Raw genomic sequence first — 16,334 nt, forward strand, 5'->3', positions numbered from 1 at the left:
CAACAAAACTAATTCTTGTAAAGAAAAATCTTAAATTATAAAAATAGCATTTAATTTTCCTTTTTGAACTTGCTCTCCATCAGTTGCGCCATTTGTTGAGAATTTATATCCTTTTTCTTCATAGAGTTTATTTACGATGTTCTGATAGTCCTCTTCATTACGATTTTGGCTTAATTTATTGGCAGCTTGAATTTCTTGTACTCTAATCTTAAAACCAACAATACCTTTCAATTCTTGTTCTAATAATTGAGGAGAAAGCCTATCCCATAAAACCGGATTTTCACGATGTTTTTCATATTTTTGTAGCAACGATGTTAAGTCTTGTTTTAACTCTTCTTCGTTTAAAATGCTAGCTGTACCATATACATGTACAGCTTGATAATTCCATGTTGGCACATTTTCCTGTTTATACCAAGAAGAAGAGATATAAGCGTGTGGTCCCTGAAACATCACCAGTACATCTTCACTGGTTTCAAATGTTCTCCATTGAGGATTCCCATAAGCGATATGCCCCGTTATAAAGTAAGTATCTCCTTCTTGCACTAGCTGCAATGGTAAATGAGTAGCAATGGGTTTCCCTTTTCTTGTTGTCACAATTGTGCCAAAAGAGTTTTCTTTAACAAAGTCCCAAATCTCATTAATATTTGTTACCTTATAGTATTTCGGAATATACATAACTATCCATCCCCCTTGTAAAAATTTATATCAGTGTCTTGATCATGATGAAATCAGTTTGTTCTTCATCGCCCATATAAAATGAGTGCGCTCCTGTTTTAATAAATCCCATCTTTTCATAAAAAGCAATGGCATTTTCATTTTTTTCCCAAACACCTAGCCAAATTTTCTTTTTATTACATTCCAGTGCAATATCCACAGCTTTATTAAACAGATGTTTACCCAGACCATGTTTTTGGAATTTCTTCTTTATATAAATCCTTTCGATTTCAAGTGATTCTTCACCCATCTCTTCCGACTGAGCATCATTTGTATTGACCTTTAAATATCCAGCTACTTCATTATCTAAAAAAACAAAATAGAATTGTGACCAAGAATTGGATAACTCCAATTGAAGTTGTTTAGAGTTAAAAGCTTTTTCTAAATAGGCTTTCATATTTTCAGGTGAATTCTGATCTTTAAATGTGTCGTTGAACGTTTCAATACTTATTTCTTGTAGTATGTTTAAATCTTCATGATTGCACTTTTTAATTAGAATGTTCACTTTTATAAAGCTCCTTCTTTATAAATAACTTCTTTTGTTTCCCTTCTTAACATATTCCCAATCTTTTTCTATATATTTTCTTATTCTTTGAAGAAAATTGAAAATAGACTCTGCTTCTTTTTCAGAAAATCCCGCTAAAGCAACACGATTTGAATGCTCATTTTCACTTTTTATAAATGGAAATACATTTTTCCCCTTCTCAGTTGGAAAGAGTTTTTTTATTTTTTTGTTATGTTCATCATCTTTCTTTTCAATAAAACTGTTCATTTCAAGTTTTTTAATCGCACGAGACGCTGTCGTTCTGTCTACTTTGATCATTTCAACTAGTTTTTCTTGGATGATTCCTGGGTTTTCACATATTCGTACAAGATACAAATACTGCCCTTTGGTAAGGTCATGTTCTTTAAATTCGATATTACTTATGGAATCTAACGCCCTTGCAATCATTCCAATTTCACGAAGAATTTCCTTCATCATTACCCCCTTAAAGTTATTTTTGTTGCAAATACAATATAAATGACATATATTGAATATAATTAACTTTGTTGTAAATACAACAAAAAATAATAAAAAAAGAGGCTGAGTACAATGAAATATTTGTTTTATATATTAGGAATTTTAATCTTAACCCTCGGCATTCTTTCACGATTCAATCAAACCTTGGCACTTCACCTTTTGATGCTCTATTGGTTGGACTGTCCACAATTGTGGGACTTACTGTGGGAAGTTGGGAAATTATATTAGCCTTAATACTGATTTGCTTCAATTCAATTTTAAAGAGACAACGACCAGAAATTTTGGGGATGTTAACAGCATTTATAACAGGAATTGGCATTGATATGTGGCTTTTTTTATTGCAGGATTTAATAACACCTGAACAATGGTATAGCAAAATTGTTTGTTTCGGAATCGGGCTAGTTGTAATAGGAATAGGAACTGCAACATATTTATACACCAATTTTGCGCCAATTCCAATTGATCGAATAACTTTAATCATACAAGAATTAACCAGAACAAATCTATTTTTTGCAAGAACACTCATTTACCTAATATTCTTGATAATGGCAATAATTTCGAATGGACCAATTGGTATAGGGACTTTATTGACCGTTTGTTTAGCAGGGTTAATACTTAATTACTTTATGCCATATACTAAAAAAGTTTTAGACTGCATATTAACAAACCCTTCTAGTACCTCATTAAATTTAGGTAAAGATAAAAACCACACAATATAGAGTATGCTGTCGAGTTTTTTCTCGACAGCCATAAATATTTACTCCACTGTTCTTCCTTCCACTTTCTCAAAGTTAGTCCTTTCTGTAACAAACTAAGGCGCCATCTTACATTTTTATGATCGGTGATCGACAATCTCCTATTTTGAAACCAATATTTTTATAGTGAGTTTTTATATTAATAAGAGTGTGATCGTTTATAACTTCATTTATAAGTTCGTTTAATCTATTTAAATCTACATGTTTATTTTCTAATAAGTCATTGAAAATTACTTTGATCTCATCAGGATAAACATTTCCAACCAAGCTTGATAGACCATTACATCCATTTTTAATCATTTCTGGAAGGTTTACATCTCCAGCTGCAAACATAATAAAATTATTAGGGAAGTCTGTTTGTTTATGCCGATGAACATCGCCTCCTTCTTTAAGTCCCCTTATATTTGAATGTCGGCTTAGTAAATCATTAAGTGCTTTCTCACTCAAATTAAAACCAGTCCTGGTAGGGTTATTATAAAGCGCAACCTCTTTAGATGTATGACTAAGAAGTTCGTCAACATAATAAATAGCTTGCTTTTGTGTAGGTCTTATATAAGGCGGAAAACCAATTAATATTGAATGAATATGAGTTTTCTCAATTTTTTCAATTAGTTTTATGGCATCACTTGTTCTCGTAGCTGAAACACCAAACATAAGTTCGATATCATCGGATTTTCGCTGACTGAAATACTCAATGATCTGAATACGTTCATCTATGCTCAGTGAATGTTGTTCACCAGTAGTACCGCATATTAGTAATGAATTGATACCGTTGTTTTTTAAATGATCAACAATAGTATCAAATCCTTCTAAAAATAGACTTTCATCCTCATTAAAAGGTGTAGGAATAGCAACATTTAGATTTTTCATTTTGAAATTTCCCCCAAATAAATATTCTTTAACTAACCATATGTCTTTATTTTCAATGGATTGACAAAGTACTTTTAGGATAAAATAACAACTGACATTTTAAAAGGTACAGTTTTAGTTAAATATACATGTCAGAGGAGAAAAACAAATGAAAAGCATGATTTTCGCTTTCAAAAGCGACACTCCGAAATACAAACAAATTTACGAGCAATTTAAGGCATTAATCGAGCATGGAAATATAAAAGTAAATGAGCAGCTGCCATCCATTCGAGAACTGGCCAATTCCCTGCAGGTAAGCCGCAATACAACGCTAATGGCCTACGATCTTCTTTTAGCAGAGGGATACATTCGCGGAGAATCACGTAAAGGGTATTTTGCAAATGAAGTAGGACCCCTTTTAAGACAAGAAAATGCTGAGGTACGAGCTGATAAAACAGAAACGTCACAACCGATACTGATTGATTTTCGCGCCGGAGCCGTCGATCAAAAGCATTTTCCGCTGAAAACATGGAGAAAATTATACAATCAGGTTTTGTCATTAGAGAAAAGCTATCTGTACAGCGAACCATTTGGAGAAATGAGCCTCCGTGAGCAAATTGCCACTTATCTTTTAGAATCACGTGGGGTGAAAACAGATGCTAATTCTATTATTATCGGCAGTGGTACGCAACAAATGCTAATATATCTTTGCCACATTCTAAAAGAGGAATTTCACGGAATTGTAGTTGAAAATCCGGGGTATGAAGGTGCCAGGGAAGCTTTTCAATTTCATGGACTTCATTTAGAAACGCTTCCTGTTTATGAAAGTGGAGCTGACTTTTCTCAATTAAATGCACTGAAAGAGAAATTAATCTATGCTGACTCCTTCCCATCATAGCCCTTACGGCGTAAGCATGACCATTCAGCATCGTCAAACACTGATCAATTGGGCGAATAATAGAGAAGGATATATTATTGAAGATGATTATGATAGTGAGTTCCGTTATACGCAACAGCCGTTTCCCGCCCTTGCATCCATTCAATCAGAACGAGTGATCTATTTGGGGAATTTCTCAAAATCCTTTCTTCCCGGCATCCGTATAAGTTATATGGTTTTGCCGCAGCCCATTTTGCATAAGTATAAAAAACGGTTTCTTCATTTTGAAAACACTGCTTCTTTGCTTAATCAGCTAACCATGTCTGAATTTATAAAGGCTGGTGAATGGACTCGCCATATTAAGCGTATGCGCATTGTATATAAACGCAAGATGCAACACTTAATTTCAAATTTAAAGCAGCAGTTTGGGGATCATGTGACAATCATCGGCGAGCAGTCCGGATTATATATATTAGTGAGAGTTCATCTGAATTGCCTAGAAGAGAAATTAATTCAGCGTGCTTTGCAGTACGGTGTGAAAGTATATCCTACTTCCGTTCATTTCGTTAACACTATGCCTGATAAACCAATTATAAAGTTAGGTTTTGCTCATCTCAACTTTGATGAAATTACATCTGGCTCACAGCTTTTAAAAAGTGCTTGGTTAAATTAAACATAATTAAGAAATAGAAGTTGAAAGGCACAGAAAATTTGCTCATATACATAATAGATAAAAAGAAAAGGCTTAAAACTCTTTCCTTTTTTAGATACCATTTGTCCATACTATCAATCCACTTGCTCCTAAACAATTATAAAAGGCTGTTGAGATTTTTCTCACAGCCTGAATTAATTTAAAGTTTAGTTTTCCAACTTAGTTTCTTTACCTTTTGCTTCTTAATAATCTGGTGTTTTCTTTGACAGCCCCAACCTGTCACTTTCTCCGTTACCTAGCATATATTCAAGATTCTTAATACCAAGCCAAAAGTTATTATGATCTACCGAAAATTTTAATTTGCGGTGCACTATTGCCTTTTTCTCTCCCCAAAAAATAAGGTTATGCCTCAAGGATTTAAAAGGGGATACTATTTATGTAGCATTTGATTCCATTGTTTCTGTTAATATCAAATAAAAAAACCTCCATTTCTGAAGGAGGTTGAATGTAATATTATCAAGTTTGAAAACGATCAGAGGCAATATGAAATGTGTTTTGAGTTTGATCTTCTGTTAAGTTGGATCCGAAACCACACACTAAAACAAGTGACAAACCCAGGATTAGGCATACCTTCTTTTTAAAAGTCATACAGGCATTCTCCCCTTTGAATTTGTGTTTGAGTCTCAAGCATTTTCTGATGATATACATAGGATGTTTCAAATTCTTTTGAGTTTGCGTAAGCAGCTGCGGTCTCACAGGCAATGTCTTCAATATATGAATAGTTCTTATTTTTTTCTAAGTATTCTATTGTTTGATTAACACCTTGTTGGTCCACTGCATCGACATAAAGAGCTTTTAAATATCCCTGTAATTTTGCGAAAAGCTCATCACCTTGATAAAGAGCTGCTGACAAACCTTTCTTACTTACTTGGATAGCCTCATTCATTTTTCCTTGTTTAAAAAGGATTTTTGCATAAGAAAATAAAGAATGTGGCAAGTTTGTGAGCTTTTCTTTTTCTGTAATCTCCACTGCTTGCTTTATGTATACTTCCGCCTGCTCGTAATCACCACTGTCAGCAAAATTAGTGCCTAAATTATATAGTGCAGAACTAATCAACCTTTTGTTATTCAATTCCCTAGATAACTCTAATGCCTTTTCAAGATGCGGCTGACTTTTTTCGTAATGTTTAAAATCAGTATAATTCCCTGAGATAACAAACATACATTGAACTTTTCGCACCTTATAAAGTTCATATTGATTATAAATATCCAATGCTTGTTTAACGTGATGCATAGACACATGACTTTGCTTCATACCATAATATGCTTCAGCTAACTTAAAATGAAACTCTGCCCTTTCGATCTCATCTGGGACATGTATAAGCTGCTTTTCGGCTTCTCTATAATAGTAGATAGCTTTCATGTATTGCTTCTTATCAAACTCGTACATCCCTCTGAAAAATAGAGAATAATACGATAACAGGCCAGATATGCCTTTATTTGAAGTCTCAATTTTTTCAAGAAGTTCCTCAATAGTTGGTCTTATACGTGTTGTTACGGGTTCCAAATAATCTAACATGAGCTGATGACGGAATTTCATTAGGGAGAAGTAAATGAGTAAATACTCATCTTCCTCCATCCGTTGGATTTCTTGCTCGACCTCTGCCTTTAAAATCTCTGCATCCGGGACACTAAATTGACGTATCATTTTATACCATTCATTGATCTTTACGCCAACTTCTGACGATGATAAAACCGGATTCACAGGACCCCTCCTTTTATGTCTTTTTATGTAATATTCTAACATTTCCAAAAAGTGTTCAGACCGCAAAAAAACCGCAAACTTTTTATTCGCTATCTTTGATATGATCAATCAAGTTAATTTTAGGTTCGTTCCCTCTTTCTTCCATGGTAATATTTTGATATATAATTAAATGAAAGGGTATGATGATGAAAGTCTTTGAAGCTAAAACACTTATATCTGAAGCTACAGACCGCGTCAAAGAATATAAAGAACTAAAGACGCAAATGGTCAACTTGAGAAAAGCTTTACAAAGCGTCGGGCGGAAAAATTATTCAGGGTACGGAAAAAAAAAACTGATAAAAACGGAGTTTATATGGCAAAGGTTGAGGTTGATAAAAATAGCTGATTCTAGTTTCTTCCCTAGAGAGTGGAACCGTACAGATGTATTAAAAGCTATTGATGAAGCTTACCAAACTAAAAAGCAAATCGGCCAACTAAATTCAGGGGCATCTCTTGGTTGGGTATTAAAATAGAAATGTATTTAAATAAGGAGCAATAGCAACTGCTTATCCGTTATATAAATAATAATATTTAAGGTGAAATAACATATGAAGTATTCATATAAATTTGAAGAAGATCCATTTGGTGATTTAGGAATAGTATTGCCAGAAGAAATTAGTATTTTCTCTGATTTTATTGAAAACATCGTTACAGAAGATCAAGCCAACGAGTATATAGATTACATTGAGAAGGTTTCAGAAGGGATATATGAAGATTTTGAGATAGAGTTAAATGCTACAAGTGTTCTAATCAAAAAAGATGTGGCAATTGTTGAAACCTCTTTTAGGAAGAAGAACCCTATGAAAACTCAATTGAAACTAATCAATTTAGAGAATTGCTATTAATATGATGAGAAAAAATTCCAGATATATTTAAAGATTAGAAAAATCAACATCCTCTTGTTACATAAAGAAGGATGTTACAGATCAAGGCGGGATTCATATGGTTGAATGGGATTTCGGAGAGCATCCTGTTAGTAACGAGGAAATTATTGAAGTAGAAAACACGTTACAAGTAAAGTTCCCAAAAGATTATTTAGAATATGTCAACACCTATTCTGGTGCTACCCCCTCTCCTGAAACTTTTGATCTTGAAGATAGGGAAGGAATTGCATTTGGATACTTACATAGCTTCCATAAAGAAAGTGAGTCATATATAGTTAACGTTTCTAATCGTTATTGAGACGGCAGAATGCCAGATAAAGTAAAAACGATTGCCGATGATGTGTTTGGCAATGAAATCTGCTTCGATTTTAGAAAAGGACTCAAAAGTCCTTCTATTGTATTTTGGGATCATGACATCGCTTATGAAGATAAGGAAAGTTCCATTAGCTATGTTTGTGATTCATTCACAGAGTTAATGAACAAACTTGAATAGAATGAACTTTGTCTCTAGCTGATTTTAAGTAAATAACAAAAAACTAAGGCAGAATTTGCAGAAAGCAAAATTTAAGAAATCATATTATATATGTGGAAAGTCCTTCTCATAACAAGAAGGGCTTCTCTTTTATTAGGGATTTAAGTTTTGCTTTTGTTTTCGGTCCATAAATGTCGTCTTGAAGTAAGGAGAAAAAAGAGCCCTTCTTTTAGTAAGGACTCTTCTCAATTTAGAATTATGAATTTTTATTTAAACCAAGCTTTCTTTAAATTGTTGGTGAAATTACTATCATTAAAAGGAACGTTTGCTTTACCGAAATCTGCTGTATTTAATGCATTCCTTGCGGCAGGAGTTAAATCATCCCAACCGATCAACGGTTGAGTTCCACCTACAACACGATCGCTCATCATCAATTCGTGGTTAAGTGGCCACGTGCTGTCATAGGCAATCAAAGGATGAGTGCCATCTTTCATGTTGGTTCCGCTTGGTGCTACATTTGTGAATTTTCCATGTCCGGAATATGCAATTGATAAAACCTTTGGATTTTGATTCGCTGGATTATCAATCCATACAACGATTCCTTCCCAGTCATGTCTGTGACCTAAGCTTGGAGAGGCTTCATCTTTAGGAAAATACCAAGAATACATGATTGCCCAAACCCCATTGTACCATGCAGAACGTGAATATACTTGTCCAGTATTTTTGCTGCAATGTCCTTCCGGCGCTCCAGTCGGCTCTAAACCTCCACTTGTATTACCTTGCGCATCTACTGCAGGAAAAGGCACACAGCCGCTATAAACCTTTAGATATGGTTGAAAACGTTTCGCCGCTTTTTGAGTAACAGTGGTAGGCACCACCTCTCTAAAACCCACAACTTTATCATGATCGATTACAGCTGCATTTGCTGTTGAAACCGTGCTAACAGAAGTGATTACAAATAAAAAGAGAGCCAAGAAAAATTTGTTCATTATTCCAACTCCTTTTAAGAATATTGACAACAATTAAATACCACAGAGTTGGAATAAATATCAATATCTTTTTTAGAAGATAACTGAATTTTCATACTAGATTACTATTTTATTTTCCTTATGTCTTTAAATTCAGTAATTAATGCACTCTTTAAAAATAAATAAAATGTCCTCCCCTTTGGCTGTAAGGCTTAATAGGACATTGCTCTTCAAGTATAATTTCAGGATTTAAAAATAAAACATAACAGATGAATAAAATTGGCACCATCATTAACCTTTTACCAACTTGTTATTGATATTTAACCCCCACCAACAAGCAAGCCCCGCGTTTCACAATCCATTTTGGTATTTTCTTTGAACTTCTTTCATTTTATAATTCATTTTCATGATTAAGCCCCTTTGAAGTCCATTTTATTCTCCTTGCCCTTTTCACTAGTAATAATTACACCAGCGAATAAAGATTGACATTGCTTTTTACTCAATGGTGCAGTTTTGAAGTTCGCTTGTGGGCTGCTTAGTAAACCAGTTTATATTCTTCTTGGGCACACAATAGTAACAATTTTTCCATATGAAAATCTCGTAATCTTACACCTCCTTAACTTGAAGGAGGATTTTGGCATATGTATTTTCATACCCGTCAACTACCATCTCATCCAGCATATATTCCTCATATGCATTTTCCCCTATTTGCATTTCATTTCTTTCAATGAACTCAATGATTCTCCGGTATGCCTCTTCAGTATTTCCGCCTATTTCATATCCAACTGCATACAGGCCTTTTGGTCGCACATGATAATTTATGTTCTCTACCCCATCTTTTACTTTTATATAAAAGTAACTGTAATTGTAGAAGTCTTTTTCTAAGATTTGTTCCCGTGCAAAGATTCCGCCTATCGGATATCCTTCATCTAATTCATATTGCTGAACTTCATGAATGAGTTCTGAAATGGCAGCCACATATTTTCGTTCCGGTAAGTTTAATGTTTTTCGGCTTAACATAAATTTTTCTTCATGTAAATACTCAAAAGAAATTGAGGAAAAATCAGTCTCAAGTGCTTGTTCTGTAAGCGTCACTTTTGTTTGTAAGATCGTTTGCAACTGCATAAGCTCATTTATTTTTTTATCAATCTCAATAGACTTTTCTTTTAGAACATGCAGGATCTTGTCTGGTGTTTTTCCTTTTATTAGACACTTTATTTCTTTTAATGGAACCCCAAGCTCTTTAAATAGACTGATGACTTGAAAAATCTCAAATTGATGATAGGAATAATATCTATACCCATTTTCTTTTTTTATTTCCGGCGAGAAAAGACCAATCTCATCATAATGAAATAAGGTTTGTTTTTTTACACGGCAGAGCTTCGAAAACTCCCCTGTTGTGAAATACTTCTTAACATCTTCGCTCATAAAAACCTCCTTGACTATACGGTAACCATATACCTTATGATTTGATTGTACTTGAAAAAAGCTTCAAGCGAAAAGGATAGGTAAAAAGGGTTCAATTGAGTTAAAGGGGAATTCAGATGAAAAAATCAATAAATGAGCAAAAAACGATATTCATTATACTATTAAGCAACATCTTCGTAGTATTTCTTGGTATCGGTTTAATCATTCCAGTTATGCCTTCTTTTATGAAAATCATGCATTTATCCGGCAGCACAATGGGTTATCTTGTTGCGGCTTTTTCCATTTCTCAGTTAATTGCGTCACCTTTTGCAGGTAGGTGGGTTGACCGATTTGGCAGAAAAAAAATGATTATTCTCGGGTTGCTTATATTCAGTTTATCTGAGTTGATTTTCGGATTAGGGACCCATGTTTCAATATTTTATTTCTCGAGGATATTGGGTGGTATAAGTGCGGCTTTTATCATGCCCGCGGTAACAGCATATGTAGCTGATATTACAACCCTAAAGGAAAGGTCAAAGGCTATGGGGTATGTTTCTGCTGCAATTAGCACAGGCTTTATTATTGGGCCTGGTGCGGGAGGATTTATTGCCGGCTTTGGTATCCGCATGCCGTTTTTCTTCGCCTCCGCCATCGCGTTAATAGCAGCTGTCACTTCCGTTTTTATACTAAAAGAGTCATTGTCGATTGAAGAACGCCATCAACTCTCATCTCATACAAAGGAATCAAATTTCATTAAAGACTTGAAGAGATCCATTCATCCTGTCTATTTCATTGCATTTATTATCGTCTTTGTAATGGCTTTTGGTTTATCAGCTTATGAAACGGTATTCAGCTTGTTTTCTGATCATAAATTTGGCTTCACACCAAAAGATATCGCAACCATTATTACGATAAGTTCCATTGTTGCGGTAGTTATTCAAGTTTTACTATTCGGGAAATTGGTCAACAAACTTGGAGAGAAAAGAATGATTCAGCTGTGCTTAATAACCGGAGCGATCTTGGCTTTCGTGTCTACTGTTATGTCAGGATTTTTAACTGTTTTGCTTGTAACTTGTTTTATTTTTCTGGCGTTCGATTTGCTACGCCCGGCCTTAACCGCTCATTTATCCAATATGGCCGGTAACCAGCAGGGTTTCGTAGCAGGCATGAACTCCACATACACCAGTCTGGGAAATATATTTGGACCTGCTCTAGGCGGTATACTATTTGATCTTAACATTCATTATCCTTTCCTTTTTGCAGGTTTCGTTATGATTGTCGGCCTTGGTCTTACAATGGTTTGGAAAGAAAAAAAGAATGATGCTGCAGCTTTGAATTAATTCATTTTCTATAAAGTCAAGTCATTTGGATGCAGGGAATGCCCCTGGTTAGGCACAATAAGAAAAGGTACTTAATTTGATAGGCTACATGTTGTTTGACGTGAATATAGTTTAAGCTGAGATTTAGCAATATTAGGATTTCATCTGCCATCACCATAAACCGCAGCCTAACCGGGATAAGAAAAAAGGAGAATGTAGTATGAGTATAAAAATAAAAGCAGTAACTGATGATAATCGTGCTGCAATTCTTGATCTACATGTCAGCGAGAATCAATTATCATATATTGAATCTACAAAAGTATGTTTAGAGGATGCAAAAGAATGTCACTATTATAAACCTGTCGGGCTTTACTATGAAGGAGATCTAGTCGGTTTTGCAATGTATGGATTGTTTCCAGAGTATGATGAAGATAATAAAAATGGACGAATCTGGCTTGACCGATTTTTTATTGACGAACGCTATCAGGGAAAAGGATTAGGGAAGAAAATGCTTAAAGCCCTCATTCAGCACCTTGCTGAGCTATATAAATGCAAGAGAATTTATTTGAGTATATTTGAAAATAATATTCATGCTCTACGCCTTTATCAAAGGTTTGGTTTTCGATTTAATGGTGAACTCGACTTTAATGGCGAGAAGGTAATGGTAAAAGAGCTATAGATATCCAAGCCTCCTTGTTTGCTGAGAAACGTTTGAACCTCGATAATGATTACCTGCTTAAACTGCAAGATCATTGTTTAAAAAAGCCTGGATGAAATTTTCATCTCAGGCTTTAAGCATCTTATTAGTCAAAATCTCATGTGTTTTATCCAGATGTTATTCTTTTTTCCGGACAATTTCTAAATAATTAATATGTCGGCCAACTGTTTTGTGCACTTTAAAAATATACCCATCGGCTTCTATAACGGACCCAACTGCAGCGTCTATTTGTTGAGTCATAAACCAGCCGCCTATTGTATCCACTTCGTCACTTGCTAACGTCGTTCCCAATAAATCATTTACATCCTCAATGAGCACTTTCGAATCTAAGATATAGTGATTATCATTTACTTTTCTAATATCAGGCACTTCATCTTTATCAAATTCATCTCTGATTTCCCCAACAATTTCTTCAAGAATATCTTCAGCAGTGACTAAACCTGAAGTGCCGCCATATTCATCAACAAGAATAGCGATGTGTGTTCGCTCTTTTTGCATTTTTACCAATAAATCATGAATTGGAACGGATTCAATAACATGGATAACAGGGTTGATATGATTTTCTAACTTGAAATTCTCTTTTATCTTCTGGTCTGTGTCAATATAAGCTGACAAGAACTCTTTAGCATTGATAAAACCAATGATTGAATCTTTATCTCCATTTAGGACGGGGTACCTTGTATAGCTCTCTGTCTTAATGGTCTTAACAATAGTTTCATAAGAATCCTCACTAGAAATCGCTACGATCTCTCTTCTCGGAATCATAATTTCTTTGGCGATTCTTTCATCAAATTCAAAAATATTATTTACATATTTCAACTCATTTTTATTGATTTCACCGCTCTTATAGCTTTCAGACAGTAAGATGCGCAGTTCTTCTTCAGAATGAGCAAGTTCATGTTCTGATGCAGGTTTCAAACCGAAGAGTCCTACTATAAACCGGGCTGAACCATTTAAAAACCATATAAAAGGGAACAGGATGCGGTAAAACCAAATAATTGGCTTTGCAGTCAAAAGAGTGATGGTTTCCGCTTTTTGGATAGCGAGTGTTTTAGGAGCAAGTTCTCCAACTACAACATGCAAAAAAGTCGCCATCACAAAAGCAATCACTAAGATCAATACATGTGAGACTGTTTCACTTACATGAAAATGAACAAATAAGGGGTGCAAAATCACTTCAAAAGTCGATTCTCCAACCCAGCCAATTCCCAACGCTGTAACCGTGATCCCTAATTGACAAGCTGACAAATATTCGTCCAAATGAGTAATGACCTTTTTGGCTGATACGGCACCTTTTTTTCCCTCTAATATGAGTTGGTCAATTTTTGATGACCTGATCTTTACTATCGCAAATTCAGTCGCAACAAAAAATGCTGTCAAGACAATTAAAAGAGTAAAGATGATAAGGTTAATGGTTGTCAATGATTTGCCTTACCTAGTAAGGCGTACACCTCCGATGTAAATATTTTCCTTTATTTTTATAACGTCTGTTTTTTCTGAATAAACAAAAAACGGTATATGTAACATTATAAGTTCAAAAGAACCTAAAATCAACTCTGAATGATGTAAATAATCATCTTTTCCGTATGGAGAGTGGTTCCCATAGTATTCAACTAGCGATTGGTGACGTTTTAAGACTTAAAATAAAAAGCAAAATAAAAACACACCTGAATTTTCTGGTGTGTTTCAATAATATCCAACCGTCTTGATTTATTTAATGTCTTTATTAAGGTTTTCTTTTAAAATTTGAATCAATTCCGCCTGTTGCTTTATATTTTTGCGGCCATTTCTATTAATTGCAGCAAGTTCACAGACAATTCCAGCTGAAATAAAAAACAATAAACCTTCAAACATTTTAAATCCCCCACCGTTTAAGTGATAGTCAAATTTGTTTTTTCTTTTTGTAATACCTGCTTATAATCTTCCTTACGCTGATATATGTTATTTAAAATGAGTCCAATAATCACAAACAGTGTTCCTACTATATCAAATGCAGTTATGTTATATCCTTTGATCACCATGATTAACAATGTAGTAATGGGGACAAAGTTAATAAATAAAATCCCATTAATGGATGATAGGATTTTAATGCCATAGTTCCAACCAAGGAGCGCTATGATACCTGGTAAAGTAATCATAAATAAAAAATCATACTTAATTGCTGCAATCACTTTAATACTCGGTACCGACACGTAACCTTGCGCGGTAAGTATAGCTGTCATGATTCCTGTTATAGCTGTGCCGAATAAACATGTCAATGTTGAATAACGAAGTGTGGACCACTCTTGGAATAACTGTCCCCCCATTGTGTAGACAACCCATCCTAAAACACCAATGAATATAAAGAGTAGCGAGAATAGATGATCCCCTAATGAAAAAAAGAAACTTATATTACCTTTGGTTATGACCATCGAAGCCCCCAAAAAGGCAATCAATATACTGATCATTGTGTATTTTTTAGGTTTCACATGTTTATATCCCCATAGAATAACAATTGAAAGCATCGGCATGAGTGCCTCGGCAATGGATGCTGTCATAATTCCAGACTTCCCCATCAACCTTTGACCTAAAAAAATAAGAACATTGTATACAGTAAACGCCATCACCCCAAATAAAATGATCCATTTTGCTTTACCCTCTAAATGAAATGATTTTTTTCCTTCTCTCACCAATAATAAAATCACTAACATAATCGTTACCACACCGTAGCGAATAAATGAAAAATAAAACGGATCAATAAATTCTAATGCATGATCTGCAACTGGAAACATCGCGCCCCAAGACATACTTGCCACTAAACATGTAAGGGCACCAATGAATAATTGACTTTTTTTCATTGAATTCCCCTCCTTTTCTTTAAAATTACAATGAGAATTATAAAAAGAAGTAAGCATCAAGTAAAATGAACAAAAGTGATGAAAAACATCATTGATAATGATACTTTAATGAAGGGGGGATCTTCATGGAACTGCGAGACTTACAAATTTTCAAATGCGTAGCCCATCACGAGAGTATTACCGGTGCTGCAAAAGAGTTAAATTATGTACAATCTAATGTAACTGCGCGGATTAAGCAATTAGAGAATGAGCTCAAAACACCTCTTTTCAATCGCCATAAAAAAGGGGTTTCACTAAGCCCAGAGGGCCGAAAAATGATTGAATACGTTAACAAAATTTTGAAAGATGTTGAAGAACTGGAGCAAGTCTTTCTAGATACTGATATACCGTCTGGAATATTAAAAATCGGTACAGTGGAAACAGTGAGGATACTGCCGACCATCATAGCTTCCTATTATAAAAAGTATCCTAATGTGGATTTATCATTGCAGGCTGGTCTAACAGAGGAACTTATTAAAAAGGTCATGAATCACGAATTAGACGGAGCTTTTATTTCAGGCCCTTTGAAACATTCTATTCTGGAACAGTATGATGTTTATACTGAAAAACTTACTCTTGTAACCAGTAACAAAACGTTTAATATAGAGGATTTTTCAACGACTCCGATTCTTGTTTTTAATCAGGGGTGCGGGTATCGGTCTAGGCTTGAACAATGGCTCAAAGATGAAGGTGTGCTCCCAAACAGAATGATGGAATTTAACATCCTGGAGACAATCTTAAATAGTGTTGCACTTGGACTCGGTATAACAGTGGTACCCGAATCTGCTGTTATGCATCTAGCTGCACAAGGTAAGGTTTATTGTCACCCATTGCCTGAGAAAGATAGCTGTATCTCAACAATCTTTATACGCCATAAAGATGCGTACCTGACAAATTCAATGCGCAGCCTCCTTAAGACCATTGTTGAACATAAAAATATGAGTATGTCTTAAAGTGATTTTTCTCTTTCTATGTTCTACCTTCTTAAATAAAAGAGAAAGCGCATCTCCACTTCGCT

The 16,334-nt window shown here is 34.7% G+C and carries 12 protein-coding genes and 6 pseudogenes; 8 read left to right on the top strand and 10 right to left on the bottom strand.

Going from position 1 to position 16,334, the window contains the following annotated elements:
• Nucleotides 1-50 precede the first annotated feature (50 nt).
• The 3 genes and pseudogenes from AC0OMU_RS00045 to AC0OMU_RS00055 form a co-directional block, all read right to left on the bottom strand.
• Nucleotides 51-675 (bottom strand): annotated as a pseudogene (locus AC0OMU_RS00045) (FMN-binding negative transcriptional regulator).
• Between the two features lie 25 nt (nucleotides 676-700).
• Complete coding sequence (gene paiA, locus AC0OMU_RS00050) at nucleotides 701-1,219, bottom strand: spermidine/spermine N(1)-acetyltransferase (RefSeq protein ID WP_047182913.1); 519 nt, start codon at nucleotides 1,217-1,219, stop codon at nucleotides 701-703.
• Nucleotides 1,220-1,237: 18 nt separating this feature from the next.
• A complete protein-coding gene (locus AC0OMU_RS00055) occupies nucleotides 1,238-1,693 on the bottom strand; it encodes a MarR family winged helix-turn-helix transcriptional regulator (RefSeq protein WP_474240806.1) in 456 nt (151 codons plus the stop codon).
• A 114-nt stretch (nucleotides 1,694-1,807) separates the two neighbouring features.
• On the opposite strand from AC0OMU_RS00055, the pseudogene AC0OMU_RS00060 reads away from it, so the two are divergent.
• A pseudogene (locus AC0OMU_RS00060) lies at nucleotides 1,808-2,454 on the top strand (YczE/YyaS/YitT family protein).
• Between the two features lie 105 nt (nucleotides 2,455-2,559).
• On the opposite strand, the gene AC0OMU_RS00065 reads toward AC0OMU_RS00060, so the two are convergent.
• Nucleotides 2,560-3,360, bottom strand: a complete 801-nt coding sequence (locus AC0OMU_RS00065) for a dihydrodipicolinate synthase family protein (RefSeq protein WP_474240797.1) — start codon at nucleotides 3,358-3,360, stop codon at nucleotides 2,560-2,562.
• 148 nt (nucleotides 3,361-3,508) lie between these two features.
• Here AC0OMU_RS00065 and pdxR point away from each other — a divergent pair.
• Nucleotides 3,509-4,889, top strand: a pseudogene (gene pdxR, locus AC0OMU_RS00070) (MocR-like pyridoxine biosynthesis transcription factor PdxR).
• Nucleotides 4,890-5,505: 616 nt separating this feature from the next.
• Here pdxR and AC0OMU_RS00075 read toward each other — a convergent pair.
• Nucleotides 5,506-6,633, bottom strand: coding sequence for a Rap family tetratricopeptide repeat protein (locus AC0OMU_RS00075; RefSeq protein ID WP_014477416.1), 1,128 nt, complete (start codon nucleotides 6,631-6,633; stop codon nucleotides 5,506-5,508).
• 185 nt (nucleotides 6,634-6,818) lie between these two features.
• Between AC0OMU_RS00075 and AC0OMU_RS00080 the strand changes: the two are divergent.
• From AC0OMU_RS00080 to AC0OMU_RS00090, 3 pseudogenes are all read left to right on the top strand, one after another.
• Nucleotides 6,819-6,962 (top strand): annotated as a pseudogene (locus AC0OMU_RS00080) (hypothetical protein); the annotation flags it as partial.
• 258 nt (nucleotides 6,963-7,220) lie between these two features.
• A pseudogene (locus tag AC0OMU_RS00085) lies at nucleotides 7,221-7,555 on the top strand (tRNA-Val4).
• 59 nt (nucleotides 7,556-7,614) lie between these two features.
• Nucleotides 7,615-8,049: pseudogene (locus tag AC0OMU_RS00090) on the top strand (SMI1/KNR4 family protein).
• 245 nt (nucleotides 8,050-8,294) lie between these two features.
• Here the strand turns inward: AC0OMU_RS00090 and AC0OMU_RS00095 are convergent.
• Both AC0OMU_RS00095 and bltR read right to left on the bottom strand, forming a co-directional pair.
• The gene (locus AC0OMU_RS00095) at nucleotides 8,295-9,017 is read right to left on the bottom strand and encodes an NPP1 family protein (RefSeq protein WP_015384163.1); all 723 of its coding nucleotides are present in this window, start codon (nucleotides 9,015-9,017) and stop codon (nucleotides 8,295-8,297) included.
• A gap of 585 nt (nucleotides 9,018-9,602) precedes the next feature.
• The gene (gene bltR / locus AC0OMU_RS00100) at nucleotides 9,603-10,424 is read right to left on the bottom strand and encodes a multidrug efflux transcriptional regulator BltR (RefSeq protein WP_474240798.1); all 822 of its coding nucleotides are present in this window, start codon (nucleotides 10,422-10,424) and stop codon (nucleotides 9,603-9,605) included.
• A 116-nt stretch (nucleotides 10,425-10,540) separates the two neighbouring features.
• On the opposite strand from bltR, the gene blt reads away from it, so the two are divergent.
• Both blt and bltD read left to right on the top strand, forming a co-directional pair.
• On the top strand, nucleotides 10,541-11,743 hold the full coding sequence (gene blt, locus AC0OMU_RS00105; protein ID WP_181219819.1) for a multidrug efflux MFS transporter Blt: 1,203 nt from the start codon (nucleotides 10,541-10,543) through the stop codon (nucleotides 11,741-11,743).
• 199 nt (nucleotides 11,744-11,942) lie between these two features.
• Complete coding sequence (gene bltD / locus AC0OMU_RS00110; RefSeq protein ID WP_474240799.1) at nucleotides 11,943-12,401, top strand: spermine/spermidine acetyltransferase; 459 nt, start codon at nucleotides 11,943-11,945, stop codon at nucleotides 12,399-12,401.
• Nucleotides 12,402-12,557: 156 nt separating this feature from the next.
• On the opposite strand, the gene AC0OMU_RS00115 is transcribed toward bltD, so the two are convergent.
• From AC0OMU_RS00115 to AC0OMU_RS00125, 3 genes are all read right to left on the bottom strand, one after another.
• A complete protein-coding gene (locus AC0OMU_RS00115; RefSeq protein ID WP_474240800.1) occupies nucleotides 12,558-13,862 on the bottom strand; it encodes a hemolysin family protein in 1,305 nt (434 codons plus the stop codon).
• 288 nt (nucleotides 13,863-14,150) lie between these two features.
• Nucleotides 14,151-14,294 carry a YrzO family protein gene (locus AC0OMU_RS00120; RefSeq protein WP_014477437.1) on the bottom strand — a complete coding sequence of 48 codons (144 nt, stop codon included), beginning with the start codon at nucleotides 14,292-14,294 and terminating at the stop codon, nucleotides 14,151-14,153.
• Between the two features lie 17 nt (nucleotides 14,295-14,311).
• Nucleotides 14,312-15,277 carry a DMT family transporter gene (locus AC0OMU_RS00125; protein WP_474240801.1) on the bottom strand — a complete coding sequence of 322 codons (966 nt, stop codon included), beginning with the start codon at nucleotides 15,275-15,277 and terminating at the stop codon, nucleotides 14,312-14,314.
• 125 nt (nucleotides 15,278-15,402) lie between these two features.
• On the opposite strand from AC0OMU_RS00125, the gene czcR reads away from it, so the two are divergent.
• The gene (gene czcR, locus AC0OMU_RS00130) at nucleotides 15,403-16,269 is read left to right on the top strand and encodes a LysR family transcriptional regulator CzcR (RefSeq protein ID WP_474240802.1); all 867 of its coding nucleotides are present in this window, start codon (nucleotides 15,403-15,405) and stop codon (nucleotides 16,267-16,269) included.
• The last annotated feature ends 65 nt before the right edge of the window (nucleotides 16,270-16,334 follow it).

This window comes from Bacillus sp. FAU18 (assembly GCF_056033885.1).